This window comes from Brachybacterium sp. SGAir0954 (genome assembly GCF_005490785.1).
Lineage (GTDB): Bacteria > Actinomycetota > Actinomycetes > Actinomycetales > Dermabacteraceae > Brachybacterium > Brachybacterium rhamnosum.
Genome location: NZ_CP027295.1, coordinates 2,209,617 through 2,233,545, shown reverse-complemented (window position 1 = coordinate 2,233,545; position 23,929 = coordinate 2,209,617). Strand labels below are relative to the sequence as shown.

Annotated in this window: 22 protein-coding genes; 8 read left to right on the top strand and 14 right to left on the bottom strand. The window is 72.3% G+C overall.

What is annotated here, in order from left to right:
- Positions 1-28 precede the first annotated feature (28 nt).
- Entirely contained in the window at positions 29-187 is a 159-nt protein-coding gene (locus tag C1N80_RS15545; RefSeq protein ID WP_168198079.1) for a hypothetical protein, read from the top strand.
- A 28-nt stretch (positions 188-215) separates the two neighbouring features.
- Here the strand turns inward: C1N80_RS15545 and C1N80_RS10005 are convergent, their stop codons facing one another.
- From C1N80_RS10005 to C1N80_RS09990, 4 genes are all read right to left on the bottom strand, one after another.
- A complete protein-coding gene (locus tag C1N80_RS10005; protein WP_137770623.1) occupies positions 216-1,739 on the bottom strand; it encodes a DUF4832 domain-containing protein in 1,524 nt (507 codons plus the stop codon).
- A gap of 119 nt (positions 1,740-1,858) precedes the next feature.
- Complete coding sequence (locus C1N80_RS10000; RefSeq protein ID WP_137770622.1) at positions 1,859-3,526, bottom strand: extracellular solute-binding protein; 1,668 nt, start codon at positions 3,524-3,526, stop codon at positions 1,859-1,861.
- A gap of 79 nt (positions 3,527-3,605) precedes the next feature.
- Positions 3,606-4,490, bottom strand: a complete 885-nt coding sequence (locus C1N80_RS09995; RefSeq protein WP_137770621.1) for a carbohydrate ABC transporter permease — start codon at positions 4,488-4,490, stop codon at positions 3,606-3,608.
- Entirely contained in the window at positions 4,487-5,491 is a 1,005-nt protein-coding gene (locus C1N80_RS09990; protein WP_137770620.1) for a sugar ABC transporter permease, read from the bottom strand. Before C1N80_RS09990 ends, C1N80_RS09995 begins: the two co-directional genes overlap by 4 nt.
- Before the next feature lie 172 nt (positions 5,492-5,663).
- Between C1N80_RS09990 and C1N80_RS09985 the strand changes: the two genes are divergently transcribed.
- The 3 genes from C1N80_RS09985 (at position 5,664) to C1N80_RS09975 (ending at position 9,784) form a co-directional block, all read left to right on the top strand.
- The gene (locus C1N80_RS09985; protein ID WP_137770619.1) at positions 5,664-6,761 is read left to right on the top strand and encodes a substrate-binding domain-containing protein; all 1,098 of its coding nucleotides are present in this window, start codon (positions 5,664-5,666) and stop codon (positions 6,759-6,761) included.
- Between the two features lie 90 nt (positions 6,762-6,851).
- Complete coding sequence (locus C1N80_RS09980) at positions 6,852-7,877, top strand: hydroxyacid dehydrogenase (RefSeq protein ID WP_168198078.1); 1,026 nt, start codon at positions 6,852-6,854, stop codon at positions 7,875-7,877.
- Positions 7,878-7,888: 11 nt separating this feature from the next.
- Positions 7,889-9,784 (top strand): heparinase II/III family protein, encoded by a 1,896-nt coding sequence (locus tag C1N80_RS09975; RefSeq protein ID WP_137770617.1) that lies wholly within the window; start codon positions 7,889-7,891, stop codon positions 9,782-9,784.
- A gap of 64 nt (positions 9,785-9,848) precedes the next feature.
- Here C1N80_RS09975 and C1N80_RS09970 read toward each other — a convergent pair whose 3' ends face one another.
- The 6 genes from C1N80_RS09970 to C1N80_RS09945 all read right to left on the bottom strand — a co-directional run bounded on the left by C1N80_RS09970 (position 9,849) and on the right by C1N80_RS09945 (position 16,383).
- The gene (locus C1N80_RS09970) at positions 9,849-10,859 is read right to left on the bottom strand and encodes a Gfo/Idh/MocA family protein (RefSeq protein ID WP_137770616.1); all 1,011 of its coding nucleotides are present in this window, start codon (positions 10,857-10,859) and stop codon (positions 9,849-9,851) included.
- 18 nt (positions 10,860-10,877) lie between these two features.
- Positions 10,878-11,831 (bottom strand): Gfo/Idh/MocA family protein, encoded by a 954-nt coding sequence (locus tag C1N80_RS09965; RefSeq protein WP_137770615.1) that lies wholly within the window; start codon positions 11,829-11,831, stop codon positions 10,878-10,880.
- A 77-nt stretch (positions 11,832-11,908) separates the two neighbouring features.
- Entirely contained in the window at positions 11,909-13,033 is a 1,125-nt protein-coding gene (locus tag C1N80_RS09960) for an extracellular solute-binding protein (RefSeq protein ID WP_137770614.1), read from the bottom strand.
- Positions 13,034-13,094: 61 nt separating this feature from the next.
- Positions 13,095-14,471, bottom strand: a complete 1,377-nt coding sequence (locus C1N80_RS09955; RefSeq protein WP_137770613.1) for an extracellular solute-binding protein — start codon at positions 14,469-14,471, stop codon at positions 13,095-13,097.
- Positions 14,468-15,385 carry a carbohydrate ABC transporter permease gene (locus tag C1N80_RS09950; RefSeq protein ID WP_137770612.1) on the bottom strand — a complete coding sequence of 306 codons (918 nt, stop codon included), beginning with the start codon at positions 15,383-15,385 and terminating at the stop codon, positions 14,468-14,470. Before C1N80_RS09950 ends, C1N80_RS09955 begins: the two co-directional genes overlap by 4 nt.
- Positions 15,385-16,383 carry a carbohydrate ABC transporter permease gene (locus tag C1N80_RS09945; protein ID WP_240811090.1) on the bottom strand — a complete coding sequence of 333 codons (999 nt, stop codon included), beginning with the start codon at positions 16,381-16,383 and terminating at the stop codon, positions 15,385-15,387. The genes C1N80_RS09950 and C1N80_RS09945 overlap by 1 nt, the downstream gene beginning before the upstream one ends.
- A gap of 209 nt (positions 16,384-16,592) precedes the next feature.
- Here C1N80_RS09945 and C1N80_RS09940 point away from each other — a divergent pair, with 209 nt between their 5' ends.
- A complete protein-coding gene (locus C1N80_RS09940; protein ID WP_137770611.1) occupies positions 16,593-17,810 on the top strand; it encodes an ROK family transcriptional regulator in 1,218 nt (405 codons plus the stop codon).
- The gene (locus tag C1N80_RS09935; RefSeq protein WP_137770610.1) at positions 17,807-18,754 is read left to right on the top strand and encodes an SMP-30/gluconolactonase/LRE family protein; all 948 of its coding nucleotides are present in this window, start codon (positions 17,807-17,809) and stop codon (positions 18,752-18,754) included. The genes C1N80_RS09940 and C1N80_RS09935 overlap by 4 nt, the downstream gene beginning before the upstream one ends.
- 7 nt (positions 18,755-18,761) lie before the next feature.
- Here C1N80_RS09935 and C1N80_RS09930 read toward each other — a convergent pair whose 3' ends face one another.
- Together C1N80_RS09930 and C1N80_RS09925 are read right to left on the bottom strand one after the other, a co-directional pair.
- A complete protein-coding gene (locus C1N80_RS09930) occupies positions 18,762-19,769 on the bottom strand; it encodes a squalene cyclase (RefSeq protein ID WP_137770609.1) in 1,008 nt (335 codons plus the stop codon).
- Between the two features lie 56 nt (positions 19,770-19,825).
- Positions 19,826-20,410 (bottom strand): DUF664 domain-containing protein, encoded by a 585-nt coding sequence (locus C1N80_RS09925; RefSeq protein WP_137770608.1) that lies wholly within the window; start codon positions 20,408-20,410, stop codon positions 19,826-19,828.
- Between the two features lie 244 nt (positions 20,411-20,654).
- Between C1N80_RS09925 and C1N80_RS09920 the strand changes: the two genes are divergently transcribed.
- Positions 20,655-21,347 (top strand): hypothetical protein, encoded by a 693-nt coding sequence (locus C1N80_RS09920; RefSeq protein ID WP_137770607.1) that lies wholly within the window; start codon positions 20,655-20,657, stop codon positions 21,345-21,347.
- Positions 21,348-21,356: 9 nt separating this feature from the next.
- Here the strand turns inward: C1N80_RS09920 and C1N80_RS09915 are convergent, their stop codons facing one another.
- The gene (locus tag C1N80_RS09915; protein WP_137770606.1) at positions 21,357-21,731 is read right to left on the bottom strand and encodes a DoxX family protein; all 375 of its coding nucleotides are present in this window, start codon (positions 21,729-21,731) and stop codon (positions 21,357-21,359) included.
- 66 nt (positions 21,732-21,797) lie between these two features.
- Entirely contained in the window at positions 21,798-22,703 is a 906-nt protein-coding gene (locus tag C1N80_RS09910) for a LysR family transcriptional regulator (protein ID WP_137770605.1), read from the bottom strand.
- 70 nt (positions 22,704-22,773) lie between these two features.
- Between C1N80_RS09910 and C1N80_RS09905 the strand changes: the two genes are divergently transcribed.
- Positions 22,774-23,865: a YeiH family protein gene (locus C1N80_RS09905; protein ID WP_137770604.1), complete on the top strand. Its 1,092-nt coding sequence runs from the start codon at positions 22,774-22,776 to the stop codon at positions 23,863-23,865.
- Positions 23,866-23,929: the final 64 nt, after the last annotated feature.

Here is a 23,929-nt window from a genome sequence, read left to right as displayed (position 1 = left end):
TGTCCGGGCAAGGATAGAGAATCGTGCCATGACCTCACAGCAGGATGAGCCCACCCCCGAGTCGACGGGCGATCGGGGCAGCGGCACGCCTCCCTCCCAGGCGACCCCGCACCGGCTCCGGCGGCGGCGCCGGGGCATCACCCCGGCACCGCCGCCCTGCGCCGGCTGGCGCCCGGCCCGCGGCTGATCCTCCGCCCTCCACGAGCCTTCTCCTCTCAGTCCCCGGTGAGCAGCAGCCACCCGTCGTCGGTGACCTCCCCCTGCGAGGCGATGGCGATCGCCGGGGCACCGTCCTTCGTGGTGTCCACGATCGCGACCGCCCAGACCCTCCGCTCGCCCGCACCGGGCTCGAGCGTGACCGCGAGATCGTGGTCGGCGTGGTCCCCGCGCAGCCAGTCCGACGGCTCCGCCTCCTCGTCCACATAGGTGCGCAGCACCCGGTGGTCCGCGGCGTCCAGCAGGGCGAAGGCGACCCGGTACCGGTGCCCCCACTGCGGGAGGTCGTTGGGGAACATGCCCCAGCCGAGGTTCGTCCAGCGGTGCCGTATCGTGCAGCGGCCGGCGCGCTCGGCCGGCGGCAGGACGACCTGCTCGAGCTGCAGGCGGTAGCCGCCCTGGGACTCGAAGTCCGCGACGAGGTCGGGGACGTCCCGGAACCAGGACTCGGTCTTCCCCATCCGGAAGTCGAGCATGTTCACGTGGGCCTCGACGGCGTCCTCGTACTCGCCGCGGCGCACGTCCTCGACGGTCTCGTAGCCGCGAGGATCCACCGAGAAGTCGTGCTGCTTGGTGACCCAGCCGCCCTCGAAGACGATCGGCCGCCGGCCGATCCACTCCGCGGCGAGGTCCCGCTCCCACTGCCCGTAGTAGACGCTCATGCCGAAGGCGTCGTGGCGCAGCATGCACCCCTTCTCGAAGGCGTACTCGAGCAGGCCCCGGGAGTCGGGATCCGCGGGCCCCCAGTCGCCGGCCGCGCCGATCATGCGGTGGTAGTTGATCGCGAGCGGGACGTGGTCGAAGAGCCGGTGGTACAGGTCGATGTTCCAGTGGAAGACGTCCGCCCGGTTCGCGGGGTCGAGGTAGCGCATCGAATGCCCCTCTCCCCATTTGCCCAGGCCGTAGGCGTCGATGAAGGCGACCTCGTCGGGGTCGTCGAAGCGCGCGGCGAAGGCCTCGAGGAAGGTCTCGTAGCTCGACCGGAACACCGGGTCGTCCGGGTAGGGGGTCCACACGGTCCTCGAACCGGTCTGGGTCTCGTAGCCCTCGGCGCCGGCCGCGCGCACCCAGGCGGGGGTGAAGTCGCTGGACTTGTCGCGGCTGTCGACGACCACCCGGAAGGCGAGGCGGAGGTCCCGCTCGCGGGCGCCCTGGATCATGCTGCGCAGGCCCTCGTGCACGTCCCAGCCGTAGACGCCCTCCTCGGGGTTCAGCACGGTCCAGCTGAGGCGCATGTAGAGGGTCTGGGCGTGGTCGGCGACGCGCACGGGCTCGTCCCGCCCCTCGATCTCGAGGGCGTCGTAGGTCGTCCAGTAGTCGGCCGACGGGGACCCGGTGCCGTACAGCACCCATCCGGTGAGGGGGTTGCGCAGGATGCTGGTGGTGTCCGCCGCGAGGGCGAGGGTGCGGCCGGGCGGGGCGGCGTGGGCGGCGGGGGCGGCGAGCAGTCCGGCGCCGGCGGTGGCCGCGGCGGCGCCCATGCCGAGCATGCTGCGACGGGGGATGCGGGATGCGCTGGTCATGGTTCTCTCCTTCGAGAACACCCCGGAGGGTCCGGGGAGCGGATCAGGGGACGGGACAGGGATCGAGGTGTCGGTCGGGAGTGGGGCCGAGCGGCGGGAACGGCAGGAGCAGGGAGAGCTCAGAGCTGCTCCTCGTACTCCGCGCGGATCGTGTCGCCGCTCTGGGTGGTCCAGGTCGAGGTCGCCTCCTTCACCGCGTCGAGGGAGCCGCGGCCCAGGATGTACTCGTCCAGCGCGGTCATCACGGCACCCGCGGCGGAGGAGTTCTTGGCGGCCGTCGGCGAGTAGAGGCCCGCGACCGCGCTCTTGAGCAGCATCGGGGAGGAGTCCTCCTGCCAGGCGTGGGAGCGGCGCAGCTGGTCGTCGATCCGCACGGCGGAGGTGAGGATCTGCGGCGGCGCGGAGATCCTGTTCAGCGAGGTCGGGCCGATCTGGGCGGTGCCGGCGTCGGTCACCGAGATCGAGCCGTCGCCCGCGCGCTCGAAGTGCTCGCCCTTCTTCCCGTACTGGAGGAAGAAGCCCTCCTCGCTGCCGTAGGGCGCGGCGAGGTAGTTGAGGACCTTGAGCTGCTCGAGGATGCGGCCCTCCTCCGCCTTCTTGAGCGCGGTGAAGGAGAACAGCGAGCTGCCCTGGTAGATGATCCCGGCGCCACCGTCGGCCGCGAAGGGGACGATCGCGCCGGTCGCGGTTCCCTCGGGGAGCGAGGTGTCCAGCAGCGCGGAGATCCCGTCGAGGTGCATGAGCACGCTCCCGTTCGCGATGTTGGTCTTCGCCTGTGAGCCGGACATGCTCGGGGTGTCGGGGTGGTAGTACCCGGCGTCGTGCATCTCCTTGATGTACGACGCCATCTCGAGGTAGCCCTCGTGCTCGAACTTGTGGACGAGCTTCCCGTCCACGAGGCCCCAGCCGTTGGGCACGCCGAACATCGCGGCCATGAAGTCGTAGCCCCAGTCCACGCTGTCGCCGGCGGTCTGCCCGCACAGCGCCCAGCGACCGGCCTTCGCGTCGGTCACCGCGTCCAGGAGGGCGGTGAACTCGTCCTTCGAGGAGGGGGCGGGCGCCTCGCCGGTGAGCTGCTCGACGAGGTCGGTGCGGGTGACGAGGATGCTGCCGAACGGCGGCCGGTGCACGGGGGTGCCGTAGATGCGGCCGTTGACCCGGCAGTTCTCCCACGAGGAGCTGGGGATGTTGGCGAGGTTCGGGTAGTCCGCGATCGCGTCCCCGCCGAGCAGCTCGGAGAGGTCCGTGAACTGGGCGTCCAGGAGCTGCGGCGCGTTGGTGGGCATGTCGAAGGCGATGAACTCGACCATGTCGGGGATGTCGCCGCCGGCCATGACGGTCGCGAACTTGGCGCTGAAGTTCTCCGAGGAGACGATCTGCACCTCGAGGTCGGTGTCCAGCCGCTTCCGGGCCTCCTCGAGGTAGCTGTTGGAGGAGGGCGCCGGCGGGGCGTAGGAGATGACGAAGGCGGAGACGGGGTCCGTGGTGTGCGGCAGCTGCGCGTCGGTGACCGAGGTGAAGAGGTCCGCCTCCTGGGGCGCCTCGAAGTAGACGGGCTGGACGTTCTCGTCGCCGGGGAGGTCCGGGGTGGGGCCGCCGGTGACGGGCGTGTAGGTGGGGACGGCGGCGAGCTCGGTGGCGATCTCCTCGGTCGCGGCGGAGCCGCCGCAGCCGGCGAGGGCCCCGGCACCGGCGATGCCGGCGATGCCGACGGCGGCCCCGGTGAGGGCACGGCGCCGGGTGAACGCGCGGAGGGGACGGTCGGACGCGTGCAGGGATGCGGACATGGTGATCTCCTGTGATCGGGTGGCGGGATGGTAGAGCGGTGGGGTCTGCGGGGACGACGGGCGGGGGCGCGCGGTGGTGTCAGCCCTTGACGGCGCCGGTGAGCACGCCCTTGGTGAGGTGGCGCTGGACAAGCGGGTAGGCGCACAGGATCGGGATGATCGCGATCATCACGACGGCCATCTGGATCGACTGGGCGGGCGGTGTCACGGAGTCCGTGCTCGCCTCGACGAGGGAGGAGCCCTGCAGCACGTAGGTGCGCAGCACCAGCTGGAGCGTCCACTTCGAGGTGTCGTCGATGTAGAGCATCGCGTTGAAGAAGGAGTTCCAGTAGCCGACGGCGTAGAACAGGGCGACCACGGCGATCACGGCGCGGGAGAGCGGGAGGATGATCCGCAGCAGGATCCGCAGCTCGCCGGCGCCGTCGATCTTGGCGCTGTCCACGAGCTCCTGCGGGATGCCCATCATGAAGCCGCGCACGACGATCATGTTGAAGACGCTGAACGCCGAGGGCAGGATCAGCGACCACAGGCTGTCCAGCAGTCCGAGCTGCTTGACCATGAGGTACAGCGGGATCATGCCCGGGGAGAACAGGAACGTCAGCAGCACGAACATCAGCACGGGCCGCTGGAAGAACGAGGGCCGGCTGAGCGCCCAGGCGGCGAGCACCGTCGAGGCGACGCTGATCGTGGTGCCGACCGCGGTGACGGCGGCGGTCACGAGGATCGCCCGGGTGACGAGACCCCCGGAGAGGATCTGCTCATAGGCCTCGAAGGTCACCGAGCGGGGCCAAAGCACGTAGCCGCCGGCGGCGGTGACGTCCGCTGCGCTGGACAGGCTCGTGGAGATGACCATGAGGAACGGGAAGAGCACGACGGTGAGGGCGACGAGGATCGCGAGCGCCTTCAGCAGGAGGACGACGGGCTGGGGTTTTCCGGCCCACACGGGCCGCACGACGGTGCTCATGACTTCGCATACACTCCTTGCTCGCCGAGCATGTGGGCGGCCTTGTTGGCCGCGAGGATCAGCACGAGGCCGACGAGTCCCTTGATGAGTCCGGCGGCGATGCCGGTGGACCAGTTCCCGTCGATCACGCCGTGGTAGTAGACGTAGGTGTCCAGGACCTCCGCGGCGCCCGGTCCGACGGCGCTGCGCTGGAGGATGATCTGCTCGAAGCCGACGCTCAGCGCGTCGCCGAGCCGGAGGATCAGCAGCAGCACGATGATCGGGCGGATGCCCGGGAGCGTCACGTGCCAGAACCGGCCCCAGGCGCCGGCGCCGTCGATCGCGGCGGCCTCGTAGAGGGAGTCGTCGATCGCGGCGAGCGCGGCGAGGAAGATGATCGTGCCCCAGCCGGCGTCCTTCCAGATGACCTGCGCGGAGAGCAGGAGCTTGAAGGTGGAGGGCTCCGCGAGGATGTTGATCGTGTGGATGTCCAGCTCGCGCAGCCAGCGGTTGATGATGCCGGCGGAGCCCAGGCTCTGCTGGAAGAACCCCACGACGATCACCCACGAGAGGAAGTGCGGGAGGTAGAGCACCGACTGCACGACCGCGCGCAGCCACGGCCACACGAGCGAGTGGATGAGCAGCGCGAGCGCGATCGGCACCGGGAAGAAGAGCACGAGCTGGATCGCTGTGATCTCGAGGGTGTTGACGACCGCGGCCCAGAAGGCGGCGTCGGTGAACAGGGCGGTGAAGTTGGACAGCCCCGCCCACGGGCTCTGCAGGATCGGGATGTAGGGCTGGTAGTCCATGAACGCGATGACATTGCCCAGCAGCGGCACGTACACGAACAGCAGCAGCAGGATCACCGCGGGGGCGACCATGAGCGCGAGCGGGTAGTCGCGGCGCAGCCGCTGCGCCCACGGCACGGTGCGCCGCGGGATCGCGGCGCCGGTGTCGCGGCGTGCGGCGGCGCGCCGGAGCACGCCGGTGCCCGGCGGCCTTGTCGGTGTCCTGACGGTCATGTGGCTCCCTCGCTCACGGGACGGTTCTGTCCTGACCTGGGGAGCGGCCACTCGGCCGTCCCGCTCGGGCGCGCCTCTTCGCGGTGGCCCGGGTGCTGGACAGTGAACGCAACCGTTACGATCACGGTCAATCACCTTCGATCACTCGCACAGAACTCGAACAGGAGTTGTCATGAACGTCCCGGGGCGCCAGGAGCGCATCCTCATGGAGCTGCGGATGCACGGCACCGTCTCCGTCGCGGACTTCGCCGCGCGCATGGGGATCTCCCCCATGACCGTGCGCCGCGACCTCCGTGAGCTCGCCGACGCCGGCGCCCTGCGACGGATCCACGGCGGCGCCGAGGCGATCGAGGTGCCGCCCTCCACGACCGTCCGTCACCGGCCCTCGGCGCGCCGCGGCCCGGATGCGGATCCCGAGGGCGGGGCGCTGTTCACGCTCGGTGTGCTGAGCCCCGACCCCAGCTACTACTTCCCCACCGTCGTGGACGGCGCCCTCGAGCGCACCCGTGAGCTCGGCGGCCGGATGATGCTCGGCGTCTCCCGCTACGACCCCGACCGCGAGCGCGTCCAGCTCGAGCGCCTGATCGCCGGCGGCGCCGATGCCCTGCTCGTGACCAGCGCCTCCGCCGACGACCCGGCGCTGCGCGAGCGCCTCGTCGACTGCGGCCTGCCGGTCGTCATGGTCGAGCGCGGCGTCGCCGAGGAGGCCGAGGGCGCCGTGCTCGAGTCGGTGCGCACGGACCACGCCGCGGGCGCCGCCCTCGCCGTCGGCCACCTCGTCGAGCTCGGCCACGAGCGGATCGGCATGTTCACCTACGACACCCCCACCGCCGGAGCGCTGCGCCCGGGCTTCGCACGGGCGCTCGAGCGCCGGGGCCTTCCCGGCGACGCCCCCGTGATCGTCATCGAGGAGGGTGAGGACACGGCCGCGCAGTCCCGACGCTGCCTGGACCGGGCGCTCGAGGCCGGGGTCACGGCGCTGCTCGTGCACTCCGACCACTACGCGGCGGACTTCCTCGGCACGGCGCTCGAGACCGGGCTCGAGATCCCCGGGGACCTGTCGCTGATCTCCTACGACGACGAGATCGCGGAGCTCGCCGCGGTGCCGCTCACCGCGGTCTCCCCGCCGCGCCGGGACGTGGGCCGGATCGCGGTGGGGCTCGTGTTCGATCGGCTCTCGAGCGGCGCCCAGGCCGGTCTCGCCGCACGTCACGTGGCCGTGCGCCCCTCGCTCGCGGTCCGCGCCTCGACGGCCGCACCCCGCCGGTGATCGGTATCTGTTCGATCGCACGGTGATGGTTGACGTGGTCGTTCGGGAGCCGGTGAGATGACGGGGCCACCGAACGAGGAGACACACCCCATGACCGATCACGCCTCCGCATCCCGTCGCAGCGTCGGGATGCTCCTTCCCGAGGAGACGTTCCGACGGGTCTTCGGGCAGGTCGACCTGCAGCGGCTCGAGTCCCATCCCGCCCTGCGCCTGCTCGCGGACCGTCCCCTGCGCATCGATGCGCAGGACGCCGCGCTCCTCTCCGAGGTCGAGATCCTCGTGACCGGCTGGGGCTCCCCCGTGCTCGACGCGGCGCTCCTGGACGAGATGCCCGCCCTGCGCGCGATCGCCCACTCCGCCGGCACCGTGCGCACCCTCGTCACGGACGAGGTCTACCGCCGCGGCATCGCGGTGAGCTCGAGCGCGAGCGTCAACGCGATCCCCGTCGCCGAGTTCACCGTGGCGCTGATCGTGCTCGGCGCGAAGCGCGCCTTCTGGGCCGCGCAGCGACTGCGCGAGGGCGCCGCGGAGATCGACCTCGAGGGCAGCTGGCCCGCCGTCGGTATCCGCTCCCGCACCGTCGGCATCATCGGCGCCTCGAGCGTGGGCCGGCTCGTCATCGAGCGCCTGCGCGCCTTCGACCTCGACGTCGTCCTCGCCGATCCCACGCTCACCCCCGCCCAGGCCCGGGAGCTCGGTGTGGCCCTCGTGCCCCTCCCCGAGCTCATGGAGCGCAGCGACATCATCTCCCTGCACGCCCCGCTGCTGCCCTCGACCTCCCGCATGATCGACCGCGAGCTGCTGCGTCGCATGCGGCCGGGGACCACCTTCGTCAACACCGCCCGTGGCGAGCTCGTGGACCAGGACGCCCTCGCCGACCGCCTCGACGACGGGGACGTGACCGCGCTGCTCGACGTCGCCGAGGAGGAGCCTCTCCCCCTGGGCTCACGTCTTCGCACGCACCCCCACGCGTTCCTCACCCCGCACATCGCCGGGTCCGTGGGCACGGAGCTGGGCCGTCTCTCCGCCCATGCGGTGGACGAGGTCATCTCCTTCGCCACGACCGGCACCTTCGCCGAGGAGATCTCCGCCTCGACCTTCTCCCTGCGCGCCTGAGGAGGCCCCCGATGACCGTCCCCTCCCGCCTCTCGGACCTCCTCACCCCTCCCGTCCTCGCCGCCCTCCGCCCCGGCGCCTGGCGCGCCGCCCCGCCCGTCGCGGACCGCGCCGCCTGGGAGCACGTGCCCGCCGCGCACCGCGGGAGGGTGCTCGAGGCGGCGGAGGCCTGGCAGCGCGACTCGCGCGAGACCCCGCCCAGCCTCGAGCTGTGGAATCACTACCACCGCACCGGGGAGCGGCTGCCCTACGACACCGCGCAGCGGCTGCTGCTGAACGCGACCGCCTCCGCCGCCCTCGCGCTCGCGCTCACCGGCGAGGACCGCTGGCGGCGCGACCTCGCGGACGACGTCTGGCGGCTGTGCGAGCTCTCCGCCTGGTGCCTGCCCTCCCACTACGCGCTCCCCGAGGACGGCTCCCGGCCGCCGCTCCCCCAGCCCGGGCGGGACGTGCTCGACCTCGCCTGCGGCTACGCGGGCGGGATGCTCGCCGCCGTCGACTCCTTCGCCGGTGAGGCGCTCGAGGAGGAGTACCCCGGGATCCGGGCGCGCATGCACCACGAGATCCGCACCCGGGTGCTGCGCCCGTGGCGCGAGGAGGTCTACTTCTGGCACGGGATCGAGGAGACCCCCAACAACTGGGCGCCGTGGATCGTCTCGAACGCCCTGCTCTGCGCGGCGGCCCTCGAGGAGGACCCGGCCGTGCTCGCCGAGGACTCCCGCCGGGCGCTCGCGATCCTCGACCGCTTCCGCGCGGGCTATGCGGCCGATGGCAGCTGCGACGAGGGCGCCACCTACTGGTGGTGGGCCGGGGCGACGCTCTTCGAGGCGCTCGACCTGCTCGAGGAGATCACCGACGGCGCCCTCGACGGCTTCGTCGTCGAGCCGGTCGCGGCGATGGCCGCCTTCCCCATGCGCATGCAGATCAGCGCCGACTCCCAGGTCAACTACTCCGACGGCGCCGCCTCCCTGCCGCCGAACGCCTCCTGGCACCTGCTCGCCCGCTTCGGCGAGCGGGTGCAGGACGAGGCGGTCGCCGCGCACGCCCGCTGGATGGGCGGGCTGCACCCGCTGCGCCTGCCCGAGCAGCTCGCACCCCAGTTCCTGCGCACGCTCCACGAGCTGCGCGATCCCGCCTGGCGCGAGGCGGGGCCCGAGGCGCCCGGCATGCCGCGCTCCTGGTACGCCCCCGGCACCGAGATCGCCGTGATGCGCGAGGAGGAGGGCGAGGTGCGCGGCTGGTTCCTCGCCGCGAAGGGCGGCCACAACGACGTCAGCCACAACCACGACGACGTGGGCGGCGTGATCGCCTCGCTCGACGGCCTGCCCGTGCTCATCGACGCCGGCGTGGGCGACTACCGGCGCGAGACCTTCCTGCCCGAGACCCGCTACACGATCTGGACGATGCGCAGCAGCTTCCACAGCTGCCCGCTGCCCGGCGAGCTCGAGCAGCCACCCGGGATCGGCTTCCGCGCTGCGGGCACCGTCTTCTCCGACGACGGCGACCGCGCCGCGCTCTCCGCGGACCTCGCCGGGGCGTACCCGGAGGAGGCAGGGCTGCGGCGCTGCGACCGTACCGCGACCCTGGACCGACGGTGCCGGGAGGTGCGGATCGAGGACGACTGGGAGGCCGCCTCGCCGCTCGTGATGGAGCAGGTGCTCATGACCCTGGACCGGCCCGAGCCGCTCGGCGAGGGGCGGCTGCGCATCGGCCCCGCCGAGCTGCGGCTGGATCCCCCGGACCTCGCGGTGCGCATCGAGGAGATCCCGCTGACGGACGTGCGGCTGCGCGGGACCTGGGGTGAGCGCGTGCATCGCACGGTGCTCACCCCGGGGACGGCGACGGCCCGCGGCCGGAGCTCGTTCGTGCTCCGCCGGGGGCCGGGTGCCGGCGGGGCCACCGCCTGAGCGGGGGCCTCCGGACGGCCGTCGGCCCCGCCCCGCAGGACATGCGGGGCGGGGCCGAGGTGTCTCACACGGTGGGGACGGGCTCCGCCTTGCCGGAGCGGGAGCTCTCGTACGCCGCGAGGATGATGCCGAGCACCGCGATGCCCTCCTCCTCGGTGTTGATCGGGCGACGGCCCGTCTCGAGGCAGGTGACGAAGTCCGCGATCTCAGCGGCGAAGGTGTCGATCGGCTCCGCCGCGTACACCTGCTCCTCCTCCTCGGCGCGCAGCTTCACACGCAGGGTCGAGCCGTCGGAGCTCAGCGAGCCCTTCTCGCCCACGACGGAGAAGCGGTCCGTGCCCGGCGCGGCCTGGTAGGCCCACGAGGTCACGAGCTGGCCCACCGAGCCGTTGTCGAAGCGCACGAGCACCTGGGCGGAGTCCTCGCCCTCCATGAAGGTGAGGCGGTGCGTGGACATCATGGAGAACGCCTCGACCGGCTTGCCGCCGGAGAGGTGCATGAGCAGGTAGGTCGGGTGGTAGCCGGTGTCGATGTACTCGCCGCCGCCGGAGGTCGCGGCCTTCGCGCGCCAGCCCATGGACTCCGGGTCGAAGTCGTTGAAGAACGAGTCCGTCGTGCGCACCTCGTAGACGGTGCCGAGGGCGCCGGAGTCGATGACCTCCTTGGCCTTCGCGACGGCGGGCATGAACAGCTGGTTGTGGGCGCACATGAGGGTGACGCCCGCCTTCTGCACGGCGTCGCGCACCTCGCGCGCCTCCTCGGCGGTGAGGCACAGCGGCTTCTCGCAGAGGATGTGCTTGCCGGCCTCCGCCGCGGCGATGATCGCGGGCTTGTGGAGGTGGTGGGGCAGGCAGATGTCGACCGCGTCGACGTCCGGGTCCGTCACGAGCTCGGTGAAGTCGCTGTAGCCGGTCGCGCCGAGCTGCTCGACGCGCTGGGCGAGGGTCTCGGGGACGGCGTCGGCCACGGCGGTGACCTTCACGCGGTCGGGGATGGTGGCGTAGCCGGCGAGGTGGGCATTGGCGATGCCGCCGCCGCCGATGAGGCCGATGCGGACGGGAAGGGTGAGGGTCATGGTGTCTCTCCTGAGGGGTCAGGCCGCGGCGTTCGCGGCGACGACGAGCTGGGTGAGCGCGCGGGCGCGCTCGAGGTTCTCGGTGGCGGGGGTGCCGGTGCGGATCGCGGTGACCCACTGGGCGAAGGGGGCGTCGATGTCGGCGGGGACCTCGAGGTCCTTCCACCCCTCGGCGGTGCCGAGCTGCATGCGGCCCTCGTCGAACCCGTACAGCAGGGTCCCCTCGGTGCCCTGCACCTCGATGGTGAAGGGGCTGAAGGGGGTCACGAAGCCGGTCTCGATGACGCCGATCGCGCCGTCCGGCGTGGTGATCGTGACGACCGCGTTGTCCTCGACGCCGCGGCCGGTCATGTCGGTGTACGCGGCGCGCACGCTCGAGGACTCGGCGCCCAGGATCAGCTGGGTGAGGTACACGGGGTGCGCGGCGAGGTCGCTGAACGCGCCGCCGATCGCCTCGGCCGGGTCGTAGAAGCGGGCGGGCAGCCAGTCGCCGGTCGAGCCGTTGTGGGCCAGGCGCACGCGCGAGTAGCTGATGCGGCCCAGGGTCCCGGCCTCGAGCACCTCGCGCAGGGCGACGGTGTACCCGTGCGAGAGCCGCGGCAAGGACACGGTGATCTGCACGCCGGCGGCGCTCGCCGCGGAGGTCAGGGCGTCGCAGCCCTCGACGGTGGGCGAGAGCAGCTTCTCGGTGAAGACGTGCTTCCCGCTCGCGATCACCTTCCCGAGGATCTCGTCGTGGTCGGTGGTCGCGGTCGTGTTCGTGACGCCGTCGAGGTCCTCGCGGGCGAGGAGCGCGTCGAGGTCCGCCTCGAAGGGCACCCCGAGGGTCGCGGCCAGGGCGGCGCCGCGCTCGGCGTCGTCGTCCCAGACGGCCACGAGCTCCGTGTCCGGGTGGTCGAGGGCGGCGCGCCCGTACTCCTCGGCGTGCACGTGCCATGCGGAAAGCACGGCGATGCGCAGGGGGTGGGTCATGGGGAGGGTTTCCTTCTTCTCTTCTCGTGGGTGGGGTCCTGTCCGGCCCGTGCGGCCGGTGGTTGTGGGGGCGGCGCTCAGGCCGCCTCGATCTCCTGTCGCTCCCCGTAGGTCTCCGGCATGCGGAACCCGGGGAAGAGATCCATCTTGGGGACGACCATCGCCTGGGTCTCCTCGAGGACCTGCTGAGGGGTCTTCGAGCCGAGGGCGACGGAGGTCTTCGCGCGGTCCATCGCGTCGGAGGCGACGGAGCCGACGGGCAGCGGCGGGCGCGAGGTCGATCCGGGCAGCATCTGCCGGAACAGCTCCGCGGTCGGGTCGTACGCCTTCTCCTCGATCGCGTGCAGGTGGGTGGGCAGGCTGCCGAGCTCGGGCACGTAGCTGCGCTGACCGTCGAGCCCGGTGTGGAACGTCATGAAGTCCCAGGCGGCCTTCGACATGCTCGACCCCTTGGGCATCACCAGGGAGAAGCCGCCGGACCACGTGTACGTGGGGTCGCCCTCCTCGGCGACCGGCAGCCAGGTCCAGGTCAGCGGGAGGTCCGGGGCGTACTTCCTGTTCCCCGAGTTCTGCCAGGGGCCGGTCGCCGTGATGGCGAGGCGCTGGCTGAACAGGGCGATCCGGGAGGGCGGAGCGTTCGGCGGCTGGTAGGTCGCGTAGAACGCGTCCACACGGGAGAAGGGGAACTCCTCGCCGGCGCCCTGGAGGACGTCCTGGTTGCACAGCAGGCCGCGGGCGTCGGTCGAGGTGGGCAGGCCGTAGACGCTGCCCTCGTAGGTGAGCTCGTCGATCGCGAACTGGAGCCACTGCGAGGTGAACTCCTCCACGGAGACGCCCTCGTACTCCTCGATGAGGTCGTCGAGCGGCTCAAGCAGCCCGATCGAGGCGTTCAGGACCGCGTTGAAGCGGTCCATCCACCACAGGTCCGGGGCGGTCCCGCCGCGCACCGCGGTGATGATCTGGGACATGTCCGCGGCGCCGCTCGAGGGCACCTGGTCGATGTGGATCTCGACGCCGCGGCCGGCGTCGGTGGCGAGGAAGGCGGCTTTGACCGCCTCGTCCTTGTCCTTGACCGCCGCGCCCATCCCCCAGTAGCGCACCGTGCTGGCGTCGCTGTCGGGGGTGCGGGCGCAGGCGCCGCCGCCGAGGGCCGCGACGGCCGCGAGGCCGGTGCCCTGGAGCAGGTGTCGTCTGTCGATCATGGTGGAGCGCCTTCGCTCGTCGGGTGGTGCGGCAGGGGGACTCGCCCCCTGCCGCACCGGGTCAGCTGCCGGGGACGGGACTGGGCTTCCCGTAGGTCTCCGGCATCTTGTAGTCGGGGAACAGCGCCATCTTCGGCTCGATCATCTGCTGGTTGGAGGCGACGGCCTCCTCCGGGGTCGATGATCCCAGCGCCACCGAGGACTTGGTGCGGGTGAGCGTGTCCCACATCGCCGAGCCCACCGGCAGCGGGGGCCGCGAGGTGGAGTTCGGGAGCATCGTGCGGAACAGCTCGGCCTTGGGGTTGTACTTCCCCTCCTCGATGGCCTGCAGGTTCGTGGGGAGGTTGCCGTACTGCGGCACCACCCTCGACTGCCCCTCGTAGCCGGCGTAGAACTTCAGGAACTCCCAGAGGGTCTTCGTGATGTTCGCGCCGCGCGGGATGACGAGGCACTGGCCGCCCGACCACGTGTAGGTGGGGTCGCCCTCCTTCGCCACGGGGAGGTAGGTGAACTTCAGCGGGAGGTCCGGCGCGTACTTCTCGTTGCCGGAGATCTGCCAGGGACCGGTGGTGTCGATCCCGAGGCGTCCGCTGAACATGGCGGTCTGCGTGGGCGGGGCGTTCGGCGGCTGGTAGGTCGCGAAGAACGCGTCCACCGAGGCGTAGGGGAACCGCTCGGCCCAGTCCGCGTAGAGCTCGTACACCGACTGCCACTCGGGCGAGTCGAGGGTGACGGTGCCAGTCGCGTTGTCGTAGGCCGACGCGCCGAGGCCGAAGCCCCATGTGTAGGGCCAGCCCTCGGAGAGCCAGGGAGCGAAGCCGAACCGCGTGTAGTTGCCGCGCTTGTCCTGCTGCACGATCTTCTCGACCGCGTCGTCCATCTCGTCCCAGGTGATGGTGTGCTGGGAGGGGTCGAACAGGTCCAGGTCCACGCCGGCGTCCTTGAGGACGTCCTCGTTGTACATGAGCCCGCGAGCGTCGGTCGTGCAGGGCAGCCCGTAGAGGCGGCCGTCGTAGGTCAGCTCGTCCACGGCGAACTGGATCCACTGCGACTTGAACTCCTCCGGGGAGACGTCCTCGTACTTCTCGATGAGGTCGTCGAGCGGCTCGAGCAGCCCGATCGATGCGTTCTGCACCGCGTTGAAGCGGTCCATCCACCACAGGTCCGGAGCGGTCCCGCCGCGTACCGCGGTGATGATCTGGGACATGTCCGCCACGCCGGAGGAGGGCACCTGATCGATGTAGATCTGGGCGTCCTTCCCGGCGTCGGTCATGAGGAACGCATCGCGGACCTGCTCGTCCTTGTCCTTGTCCGCTGCGCCCACACCCCAGTAGCTGATGGTGTTGGGCCCTGAGGCGGGACGGGAGGCGCAGGCGCCGAGGCCCAGCGCGAGACCGGCGGCGGAGGTGCCGGTGAGGAAGGAACGCCTCGAGATCACTTGAAGCCTCCGATCGTGATGCCGCGGATGAAGTACCGCTGGAAGACGAAGAACAGGACCAGCAGCGGGAGGATCACGAGGAACGAGGCCGCCATGAGCTGGTTGAAGGTGACGTCCTGCGCGTTCACGGAGCGGAAGGTCTGCAGACCGATCGAGAGGGTCTGGACCTTCGAGTCCTGCAGGTAGATCAGCGGGCCCATGAAGTCGTTCCACGAGCCGACGGCCGCGAAGATCGCGACGGTGGTCAGCGCCGGCATCGAGGTGGGCAGCGCGATCTTCCACAGGATCATCCACTCGCTCGCACCGTCCACGCGGGCCGCGTCGAGCATCGCCCGCGGGATCTGCAGCAGGAACTGGCGCAGCAGGAACACGTAGAACGCCGAGCCGAACGCCGCCGGGATGATGAGCGGGAAGAGCGTGTTGACGAGTCCGAGCCGCGCCCACATGTCGAACATCGGGATGAGGGTCACCGGGAAGGGCAGGAACAGCGTCGCGATGACGACGTAGAAGATCTTGTCCCGGCCCGGCCAATCGATGCACGAGAACCCGTAGGCGATGACGAAGTTCGAGATCACCGAGAGGATCACGACGCTGATCGTGATGATCGCGGAGTTCGCGAAGAACTGCAGGAACGGCATCGCCGTGACGGCCTTGACGAAGTTCCCGAACTCGGGGACGTGGGGCCACAGCGTGGGCGGGAACTTCGCGAGCTCCTGGTCGGACTTCAGCGCCGAGGCGATCATCCAGTACAGGGGCAGCAGGAAGAGGATGCTCAGCGCGATCATGACGACGCGCGCGATCACGGTGGAGTACCAGGGGCGACGGGTGCCGTCGGCCCGGCGGTTGTAGAGCTCGGCGTCGGACTTCTTGCGTCGGACGACGTTCTCGGTATCGGTCTGGATCATGCTGCTCATCAGCCGGCCTCCACGTCGTAGTTCACGAACCGGCGCGAGAGCCAGAAGATCAGCAGGGCCAGGGCGAGGCCTGCGAGGAACAGCAGCACGGCGAGGGCGGAGGCGTAGCCGAGCTCCGCGAAGCCGAAGGCGTTCTTGTAGAGGTACATCATGTAGAAGAGCGCGCCGGCGTCGGGGTCGCCGGTGCCGTTGGTGACGATGAAGGCCTCGGTGAACACCTGGAGGGCGCCGGAGACGCCGGTGATGAGGTTGAAAAGCAGCACCGGGGTGAGCAGCGGGAAGGTGATCGAGAAGAACTGCCGGATCGGGCCGGCACCGTCCACGCGGGCTGCCTCGTACACGGTGCGCGGGACGTTGCGCAGGCCCGCGAGGAAGATCAGGGCCGCGTTGCCCGCTCCCAGCTGTGCCATGAGGATGATCGCGATCTTCACACCCGTGGGGTCGCCCAGGAGGTTGACGTTCGCGCCGCCGAACAGGTTCAGCACCTGGTTGAAGACGCCGAACTGGGGATTCAGGAACACGATGAAGATGAAGGACATCGCGAAGGCGGGGATGAGCGAGGGCGCGTAGAAGATCGTCCGGTAGAGGGCGACCTCGCGCACGTTCTGGTTCATCGCGATCGCGAGCGAGAGGGCGACGATCAGTCCCAGCGGCACCGCGATGATCGCGTAGAAGATCGTGTTGCTCGCGGCCTTGGCGACGAGGGGGTCCGTCACGGCGGTGACGTAGTTCTGGATGCCCACCCAGGTGGGCGCCTCCATGCCGGAGTACCGCGTGAAGCTCAGCGAGATCGAGTAGATCACCGGGTACAGGATGAAGACGACCACGCCGATGATCCAGGGCGAGATGAACAGCAGGCCCGTGCGCAGCTTGCGCCGCTGGCCGGAGTTCATCCGCCGGGGTAGGTCCGGTGGTCGGGCGGCCGCCCGGTCCGAAGCCGCGGCGCGCTGCACGCCGGGTTCCGTGACCTGGGGGCCGACGGTGTCGGGGACACTCATCGTGCTTCCTTCCTCCGCGACGTTGCGGAGTGGAGAGGGGCGGGGATCGGGTCCGTGACGGCGCCGCCGTCGGCGTCGTGCTGTGTCTCGGGGCCGTGGTGGTCCCGCTCGAGCATCGGATCCGGGGTGGGACGACCTGCGGCCGTCCGGGACGTGTCGTACATTACTCACACTGTTGGACTAAAGGCAATGAGGGCGGAAGGACGGTCATGCGCGGCTCCTCGATGGTGGACATCGGCGCACGCAACGAGCTCGTGGTGCTCGATGCGATCCGCAGCGATCCCGACGGCAGCTCCCAGTCCGAGGTGATCCGGCGCAGCGGTCTCTCGCGTCAGGCGGTCTCGCTCATCACGCGCCGCCTGCTCGAGCGCGGCATCGTGGAGACGGCCGGGACGCTGGGCGGCGCCCGCGGCAAGCCCCGCACGCTGCTCAAGGTCGTGCCCACGGCGCTGCTCGCCGCCGGCGTGCACCTGGACCCCTCGGGCATCGCGATCGCGATCGTGGACCTCGAGGCGCGGGTGGTCGCGGAGGAGACGCTCCCCGCCCCCACCACCGACCCGGAGGCCGACGTCGCCCGCATCGCGGCGGGCCTCGACGCGGTCCTCGACCGTCTCGAGCGGGAGGGCTGGCGCGCACCGGACGGCGGCACCCCCGCCGAGACGCTGCTCGGGATCGGCGTCGCCTCCCCCGGCAGCCTCGACGCCCGCAGGGGTCTCGTCGAGAGCCCGCCGTGGCTGCCCGGCTGGCGGGACGTCCCCCTCACCGAGCTCCTCGGCGCGGCCACGGGTCGCCCCGTCATGCTGGACAAGGACACCAACGCCGCGCTCACCGCGGAGCTCTGGTACGGCCGGCGCACCGTCGAGGGCACCGTGCTGTACCTGTACGTCGGCGCGGGCGTCGGCTCCGCGGTCGCCTCCGGAGGGAGGGTCCGCGCCGGCGCGACCACGCAGGCCGGCGAGATCGGCCACCTCCCCACGGGCCTGCCGGGGACGCGCTGCGGCTGCGGCCGTCTCGCCTGCCTGTCGATGTTCACCGACGTCGCTGGGATGCTCGAGCGCACCGCGCAGGGCGTGCCCCTCTCCGGCGGCGCGCCCACCTCCGCGCACGTCGCCGCGCTCGTCGCCCGGGCGGACGCCGGCGAGGAGGGCCCGCTCGCCGAGGTGCGCGGTCACGGCACGGCGCTCGGCGAGGCCCTGCGCACCCTCATCAGCGTCCACGACCCGTCCCTCGTGATCATCGGCGGCCCCTACTGGGAGCTGCTCTCCCCGCATGCCCTCCCGGGACTGCTGGAGCGGGCCCGCTCCACCGATCGCGGCGCCCCCGAGGTCGAGATCCGCTCCTCGGTGTTCGGTGACGACGTCGGCGCGATCGGCGCGGCGACCCTCCAGATGGGGCGGGCCCTCTCCCCCGCTACGCTTCCCGCATGAGCGAGCAGAGCAGCGTCCAGGGCACGTCGGGGCACGGGACCTCCCGGGACGAGGGCACGGCGTCGTCGCTGCTCGAGCCCGGGGCGGCCGTCGAGAAGGTCGCGAGCGGCGCCACCTGGGCCGAGGGGCCGCTCTGGCTCCCCCGCCGCCGGGCGCTCCGCTTCAGCGACATCCCCGGGGACCGGATCCTCGAGTTCTCCGAGGAGACCGGGGAGCTGAGCGTCTTCGCGGAGGGTGTCGAGTTCACCAACGGCCGCACCCTGGACCTCGAGGGGCGCGTCGTGGAGTGCTCCCACGGCCGCCGCGCCGTGCAGCGCGACGACTCCGCCGGCCCCGGAGACGCGCACCGACCCGAGGTGCTCGTGGACCGCCTGGGGCCGGTGCGGCTGAACTCCCCGAACGACGTCGTCGTCGCACCCGACGGCGCCATCTGGTTCACCGATCCGTCTTACGGCATCCAGAAGCCCGAGGAGGGCCACCTGGGCGAGGAGGAGTACGGCGACCGCTGGGTGCTGCGCCTCGACCCCGCGACGGGCGAGCTGCGCCCCGTGGTCACGGACATGGAGGCACCCAACGGGCTCGCCTTCTCCCCGGACGCCTCGCTGCTCTACGTCGCCGACTCCGCCGGCCCGGAGCGCGGTCACACGATCCGCGTCTACGACGTGATCGGCGGGGACCGCGCCCGCTACGGGCGCCCCTTCGTCGAGGTCTCCCCGGGCGTGCCCGACGGGATCCGCGTGGACACGGCCGGCAACGTGTGGAGCTCGAGCGCCTCGGGCGTGCAGGTCTTCTCCCCCGACGGCCGGCCGCTGCTGGACCTGCCCGTCCCGGAGACCGTCTCGAACCTGTGCTTCGGCGGGGACGACGGCCGCACCCTCTACATGACGGCGACGACGAGCCTGTATCGCGTGCGCACGACCGCGCAGGACGCCGCCGCCCGCTGAACGCGGCTCAGGAGAAGGGCAGCGCCGCGGGCCCGCTCGCGCCGGTCCCCTCGTCGTACCAGCGCAGCACGCGCAGGGCGATCATCGTGACCCATGGCGAGGGCTCGCCCTCGGGGACGTCGAGCGGGAACCACACCTCACCCGGCAGCACCCGGCCCTGGTGCCAGGTGCCGTCGCTCTCCCGGGACTCGCGGATCATCTCGATCGCCTCGCGCATGCGCGGATCCGGCGGGGTGCCCTCGTGCAGGGAGGCGCGGCGCATGTGGTCCGCGCTGTTCAGGGCGCTCGCGATGTGTCGGAAGGGGTAGCCGAACCACGGGATGAAGCTGCCGACGACCTCGTGGGTCGAGGCGCGGCGCATGAGGCCGCGCGAGAGCAGGTACTCCTCGCCCCGGCGGCGCGCGAGACGCGTGGCGGGCGTGCCGCGGGTCGCGATCTCGTGGTCGAGCAGACCCTTGAGGGCGTTGAGCGTCGAGTGGAAGCTGCCGCGGGTGGAGCCCTCGACCCACTCGCAGTTCCAGCCGCCGTCCCGCATCTGGTGCTCGACGAACCAGGCGGCGTTCGCCTCCATGTCGCGGCCCAGCCAGAGGCCGTTGGCGAGGGTCATCGCGTTGATGCAGCAGTCCACCTCGCCGTCCCAGTAGGGCAGGCCGTCGTACTCCCAGCGCGCGTTCCGCTCGAGCTTGCCGGCGGTGTCGTTCGCGATCAGCGGCGCGGGGTCCATGCCGTCCTCGCGCATCGTCGTGAGGGTCCAGGTGGTCGCGGTCCAGGGCTGACCGGGCAGCTGCTGGTTCGCGGGGTCGTCGAGGAAGCCGCCCGGGAAGAAGGAGCCGCCGGCCCAGCGGCCGTCCTCGTCCTGGAGGGAGAGGAAGCGGGCCCCGCGCCCCTCGGTGGCGATCCGTGCCCGGGTCGCGAGCCACACGTGCTCGGGGGCGTCGAGCAGGTCGCGCTCCACCTGCCAGCGCAGGGCGGGGTCGGTGTCCAGGAGCCAGGTCCGGAGGTCGGCGTCGATCATGGCTCGATCCTGCCACCTCCGGACCGGCCCGGCACTCGGGCCGTGACCTCGGGCGCTCAGCCCTGCGCCCACTCGGCGGGCCAGGGCTCGCCGTCGGAGCGCGCGTTGAGCTCGTAGGTGCCCTTGCCGTCGAGGCTCTCGCGCAGGATGTCCGCGTGCCCGGCGTGGCGGGCGAGCTCCTCGACGAGGTGCAGGGCCACCCAGCGCACGGTCCACTCCCCCTCGGTCGGGAACCAGGGGGCCTGCGGGATCGGCACGCTCGTCGCCGGGTCCGCCGTGAGCAGAGCGGCCCCGAGCGCGGCGCCGGCCTCCCGCAGCGCCGTGCCGAGGGACTCCGCCGTGTCCTCCTCGCGCAGGGCGGAGGGGTCGATCGCCCCCTCGGCCGCCGCCTGCTCGGGGGTGCGCGGAGCGGGGGCGGAGGCCTCCGGGGCGGCCTGCACGCGCAGCACGGTGCCCTCGATCATGAGCAGCGCGTGCCGGGCCAGGGCGCCGAGGGTCATCGCGGACGCGCTCGCGGCGCGGCCGAGGTCCTCGTGGGAGAGCCCGTACAGGCTCGTGGCGATCTGATCGGCCTGCTGCTCGACGAAGACCGCGAGCAGCTCGCGCTCCCCGGTGACGTCGTGGCGGGTGAGGAAGGACATCGGGACTCCGTCCGGTGGGGCGGGGCCGCTCCCCGCCGTCAGGGACCAGTCTTCGACGTCGGGAGGACAGGTCCTGTCCGCGGACCACGGCCGACGGCGGCACGACGGACGGCAGGATCTCCGGCGCGTGCCCCGCCGCGGGGCGCACAGGTTCCGCTGGGCCGCACCACAGCGCCCTCCCCGGTGCGCGCGATGGACTGGGTCCCGCGTCGCAGCCGGCGGCGCCCGAGGACCGGAGGCCACCATGAGCACGTTCGACCGCCTGACCGGGAAGCTGCGCCGGGTGCTCGGCGCGAGCACCCCGAGCGCCGTCCCCGCCACACGCGGCGGCACCGACCGCGCCGCCGCACCCGCCGCGCCCGCCGCGCCCGCCGGTTCCGTCCCGGCGACGGGCGCCCCCACCTCCGCCGGGGCCTCCACGGGCACCTGGCAGAGCTCCTTCACCGCGCACTCCGCCGCGCTCACCGAGCAGGACCATGAGGCGATCGCGCAGTACGAGCGGATCGTCCGCGTGGCGAGCCCCGAGCAGCTCGAGGCCGTGCACCGCGAGGCGCTCGAGCGCCTCACGCCGCTCCAGCGGCAGGAGGTCGAGGCCCGGCTCCGCGCGGAGCTGCCCGAGGAGGAGCGTCCCCGCTCCTCCCGCGTCGAGGACCTCGCCGGCTCGCTCACCGCGGGCGCCGCGACCCTCGGCGGCGGCGGCCTGCTCGGCGCGGGCGGGCTGCTCGCCGCCGTGGCGGGAGGGGTCGTCGTCTCGTCGGCCGCCTCCTCGCTCCTGCACGGGGCGGTCTCCCCTGGTCACGACCTGCCCGGCGCGCCCGTCGGCCCACCGGGCGGCGAGGACTTCTGGGCGCAGGGCGACACCGACCTGCTCGGGGACGCAGGGCTGCTCGGCGGCCTGCTGGGAGGGTTCGACCTCGAGGACCTCCTGGGACGCTGAGGCCCCCGCTCAGAGCGGGTACGGCCCGAAGCGGCCCCAGGCGAGGAGCGTGGAGAGCACCAGCAGGACGATCGCGGGGAGCGTCTGGGCGAGCTGGTCGCCGCGGCGGATGTGGGTGAGGAAGGCGAGGGCCATCGTGATCGCGAGGCCCGCGGCGGCGAGCGGGACCAGCACCGGCGCGATGCCGAGCAGCCCGGGGAGCAGCAGCCCTGCGGCGCCGAGCACCTCGACCACGCCGATCGCGAGCACCACGGAGTGCGGGAGATCCGCCGCGTAGGGCGTGCGCTCGATGAGCTTCTCGCGCGGGACGGTGAGCTTCATGATCCCGGAGGCCGCGAAGACGGCGGCGAGGGCGAACGCGAGCACCCAGAGGACGACGTTCATGGGAGCACCTCCTCCCCGCGGCACGGGCGGCCGGGCCTGCCAGTATGCGCCGCCCGGCGGGAGATGTCAGCGGTTCGCGGGGGCGTCGCGTCGGGCGAGGGCGACGAGCTCCGCCGCCGCCCCGGAGAGGCGGCGCGGCCCGCCCCAGACGGCGGTGAGCGGCCGGCGGAGTGGCTCTCCGGCGAGCCCCACCTCGAGCAGGTCTCCCCCGCTCAGCGCGGAGCGCACGGCGAGACGGCTGAGCACCGCCGGTCCCGCCCCGCCCGCGACGGCGACGCGCACGGCCGCGTTGCTGCCGAGGACCTGCACGGGCTCGGTCCCCGCGGCGGCGGGCACGAGCTGCTCGAAGGCCTCCCGCGTGCCGGAGCCGCCCTCGCGCACCACGAGCGGCGTCGCGGCGAGCTCGTCGCGGGAGAGGTCCGTGCGTCCTGCCCAGGGATGGCCCGGGGCAACGACCACGACGAGCTCGTCCTCGCCGACCGTCAGCGCATGGAGCCCCGCGGGGAGGTGCGGGGTCTCGATGAAGCCGAGCCGCAGCGTGCCCTCGCGCACCTGGGAGACCACGCCGGTCGAGTTCAGCACGTGCGGGGTGACGCGCACGGCGGGCGCCACGGAGCGCAGCGCGGTGAGCCAGGCGGGCACCAGGTGCTCGGCGACCGTCATGCTCGCCCCGACCTCCAGGAGCGTGGCCTCCTCCTCGGTGCTGTGCTCGATCCAGTCGGTGAAGGCGGCGGCGGCCTCGAGCAGCTCCCGCGCATGGGCCGCGAGCACGAGACCGGCGGAGGTGGGCCGGGCACCGCGCGGGCTGCGCTCGAGCAGGGCCTGCCCGGCCTGCGCCTCGAGCCGGGCGATCATGCGGCTCGCGTTGGGCTGGGCCATGCCCTGCCGTCGGGCGCCGGCGCCGAGGCCGCCCTCGTCGATCACGGCGACGAAGAGGGCGAGGGCAGGGAGGTTCGGCAGCGACGACGTCATATCAGCAGGATATGCCCCCGTGCCGGATCGGGGTCTACTGCATGGCGGCGCAGCGGGCCAGGGTGGATCCATGCTCCAAGCCCGCGGCCACACCCCCCTCAGCACCCCCACCTCGGGCCCCGCTCCCCGCCCCGCCGGCCCGGGCCGCGGCGCGCGCCTCGCCGCCGCGCTCCCCGGGATCGGGGTGTGCCTCGCCGTCGCCGTCGCCGCCCAGCTCCTCACGGCGCCGCTGCCCCTGCTGAGCCCGCTGCTGCTCGCGATCGTCGCCGGGGTGGTGACCGCGAACCTGCTCCCGCCGCTCCCCGCGCTCACCCCGGGCATCGGCGTGGCCACCAAGCTGCTGCTGCGCCTCGGGATCGTGCTCCTGGGGCTCCAGCTCGCCCTCGGGGACGTGCTCGCCCTCGGTGCCGGGATGATCCTCGTCGTCGTCGCGGTCGTGGGGATCGGCGTGGGCGGGACGCTTCTGCTGGGCCGGCTGCTGCGGGTCGATCCGCGCCTCACCCTGCTCGTCGCGTGCGGGTTCTCGATCTGCGGTGCGGCGGCGGTCGCCGCGGCGGCCGACGTCACCGACCCCGACGGCGAGCACGAGACGCCCACCGCGACGGCGATCGCGCTCGTGGTCGTGTGCGGGACGGCGATGATCCTGATCCTGCCCGCCGCCGTGACGCTGCTGGACCTCGGGACCGCGACCGGCGGGCTCTGGGCCGGCGCGGCGATCCACGAGGTCGCGCAGGTGGTCGCCGCCGGAGGGCTGATCGGCGGCGGGGCCCTCGCCCTCGCGGTGGTCGTGAAGCTCGCCCGCGTGCTCATGCTCGCCCCCGTGATGACGGTCCTCGCACTGCGCGAGCGGGCGCGGACGCGTCGGTCGCCCGTCCCGGAGGCCGGGGCGACCGCACCGCGGCTCCCCCCGATCGTGCCCTGGTTCGTCGCGGGCTTCCTCGCGCTGGTGCTCGTGCGCACCGGGCTCCCGGTGCCGACGGCGGTCCTCGACACCGCCCACCTGCTGCAGACCACGCTGCTCGCCGCGGCCATGTTCGCGCTGGGCTCCGGGGTGCGGGTGCGGGAGCTGCTCGGCGTGGGCGTGAGGCCGCTGCTGCTCGCACTCTGCTCGACGGTGCTCGTGGCGCTCGTGGCGCTCGGCGGGGTCCTGCTCGCCTCCTGAGCCTCCAGCCACCTCGACCCGCACTCGCGCATGGAAGCGGCTCAGCAAGGCGCATCTGCGCGGC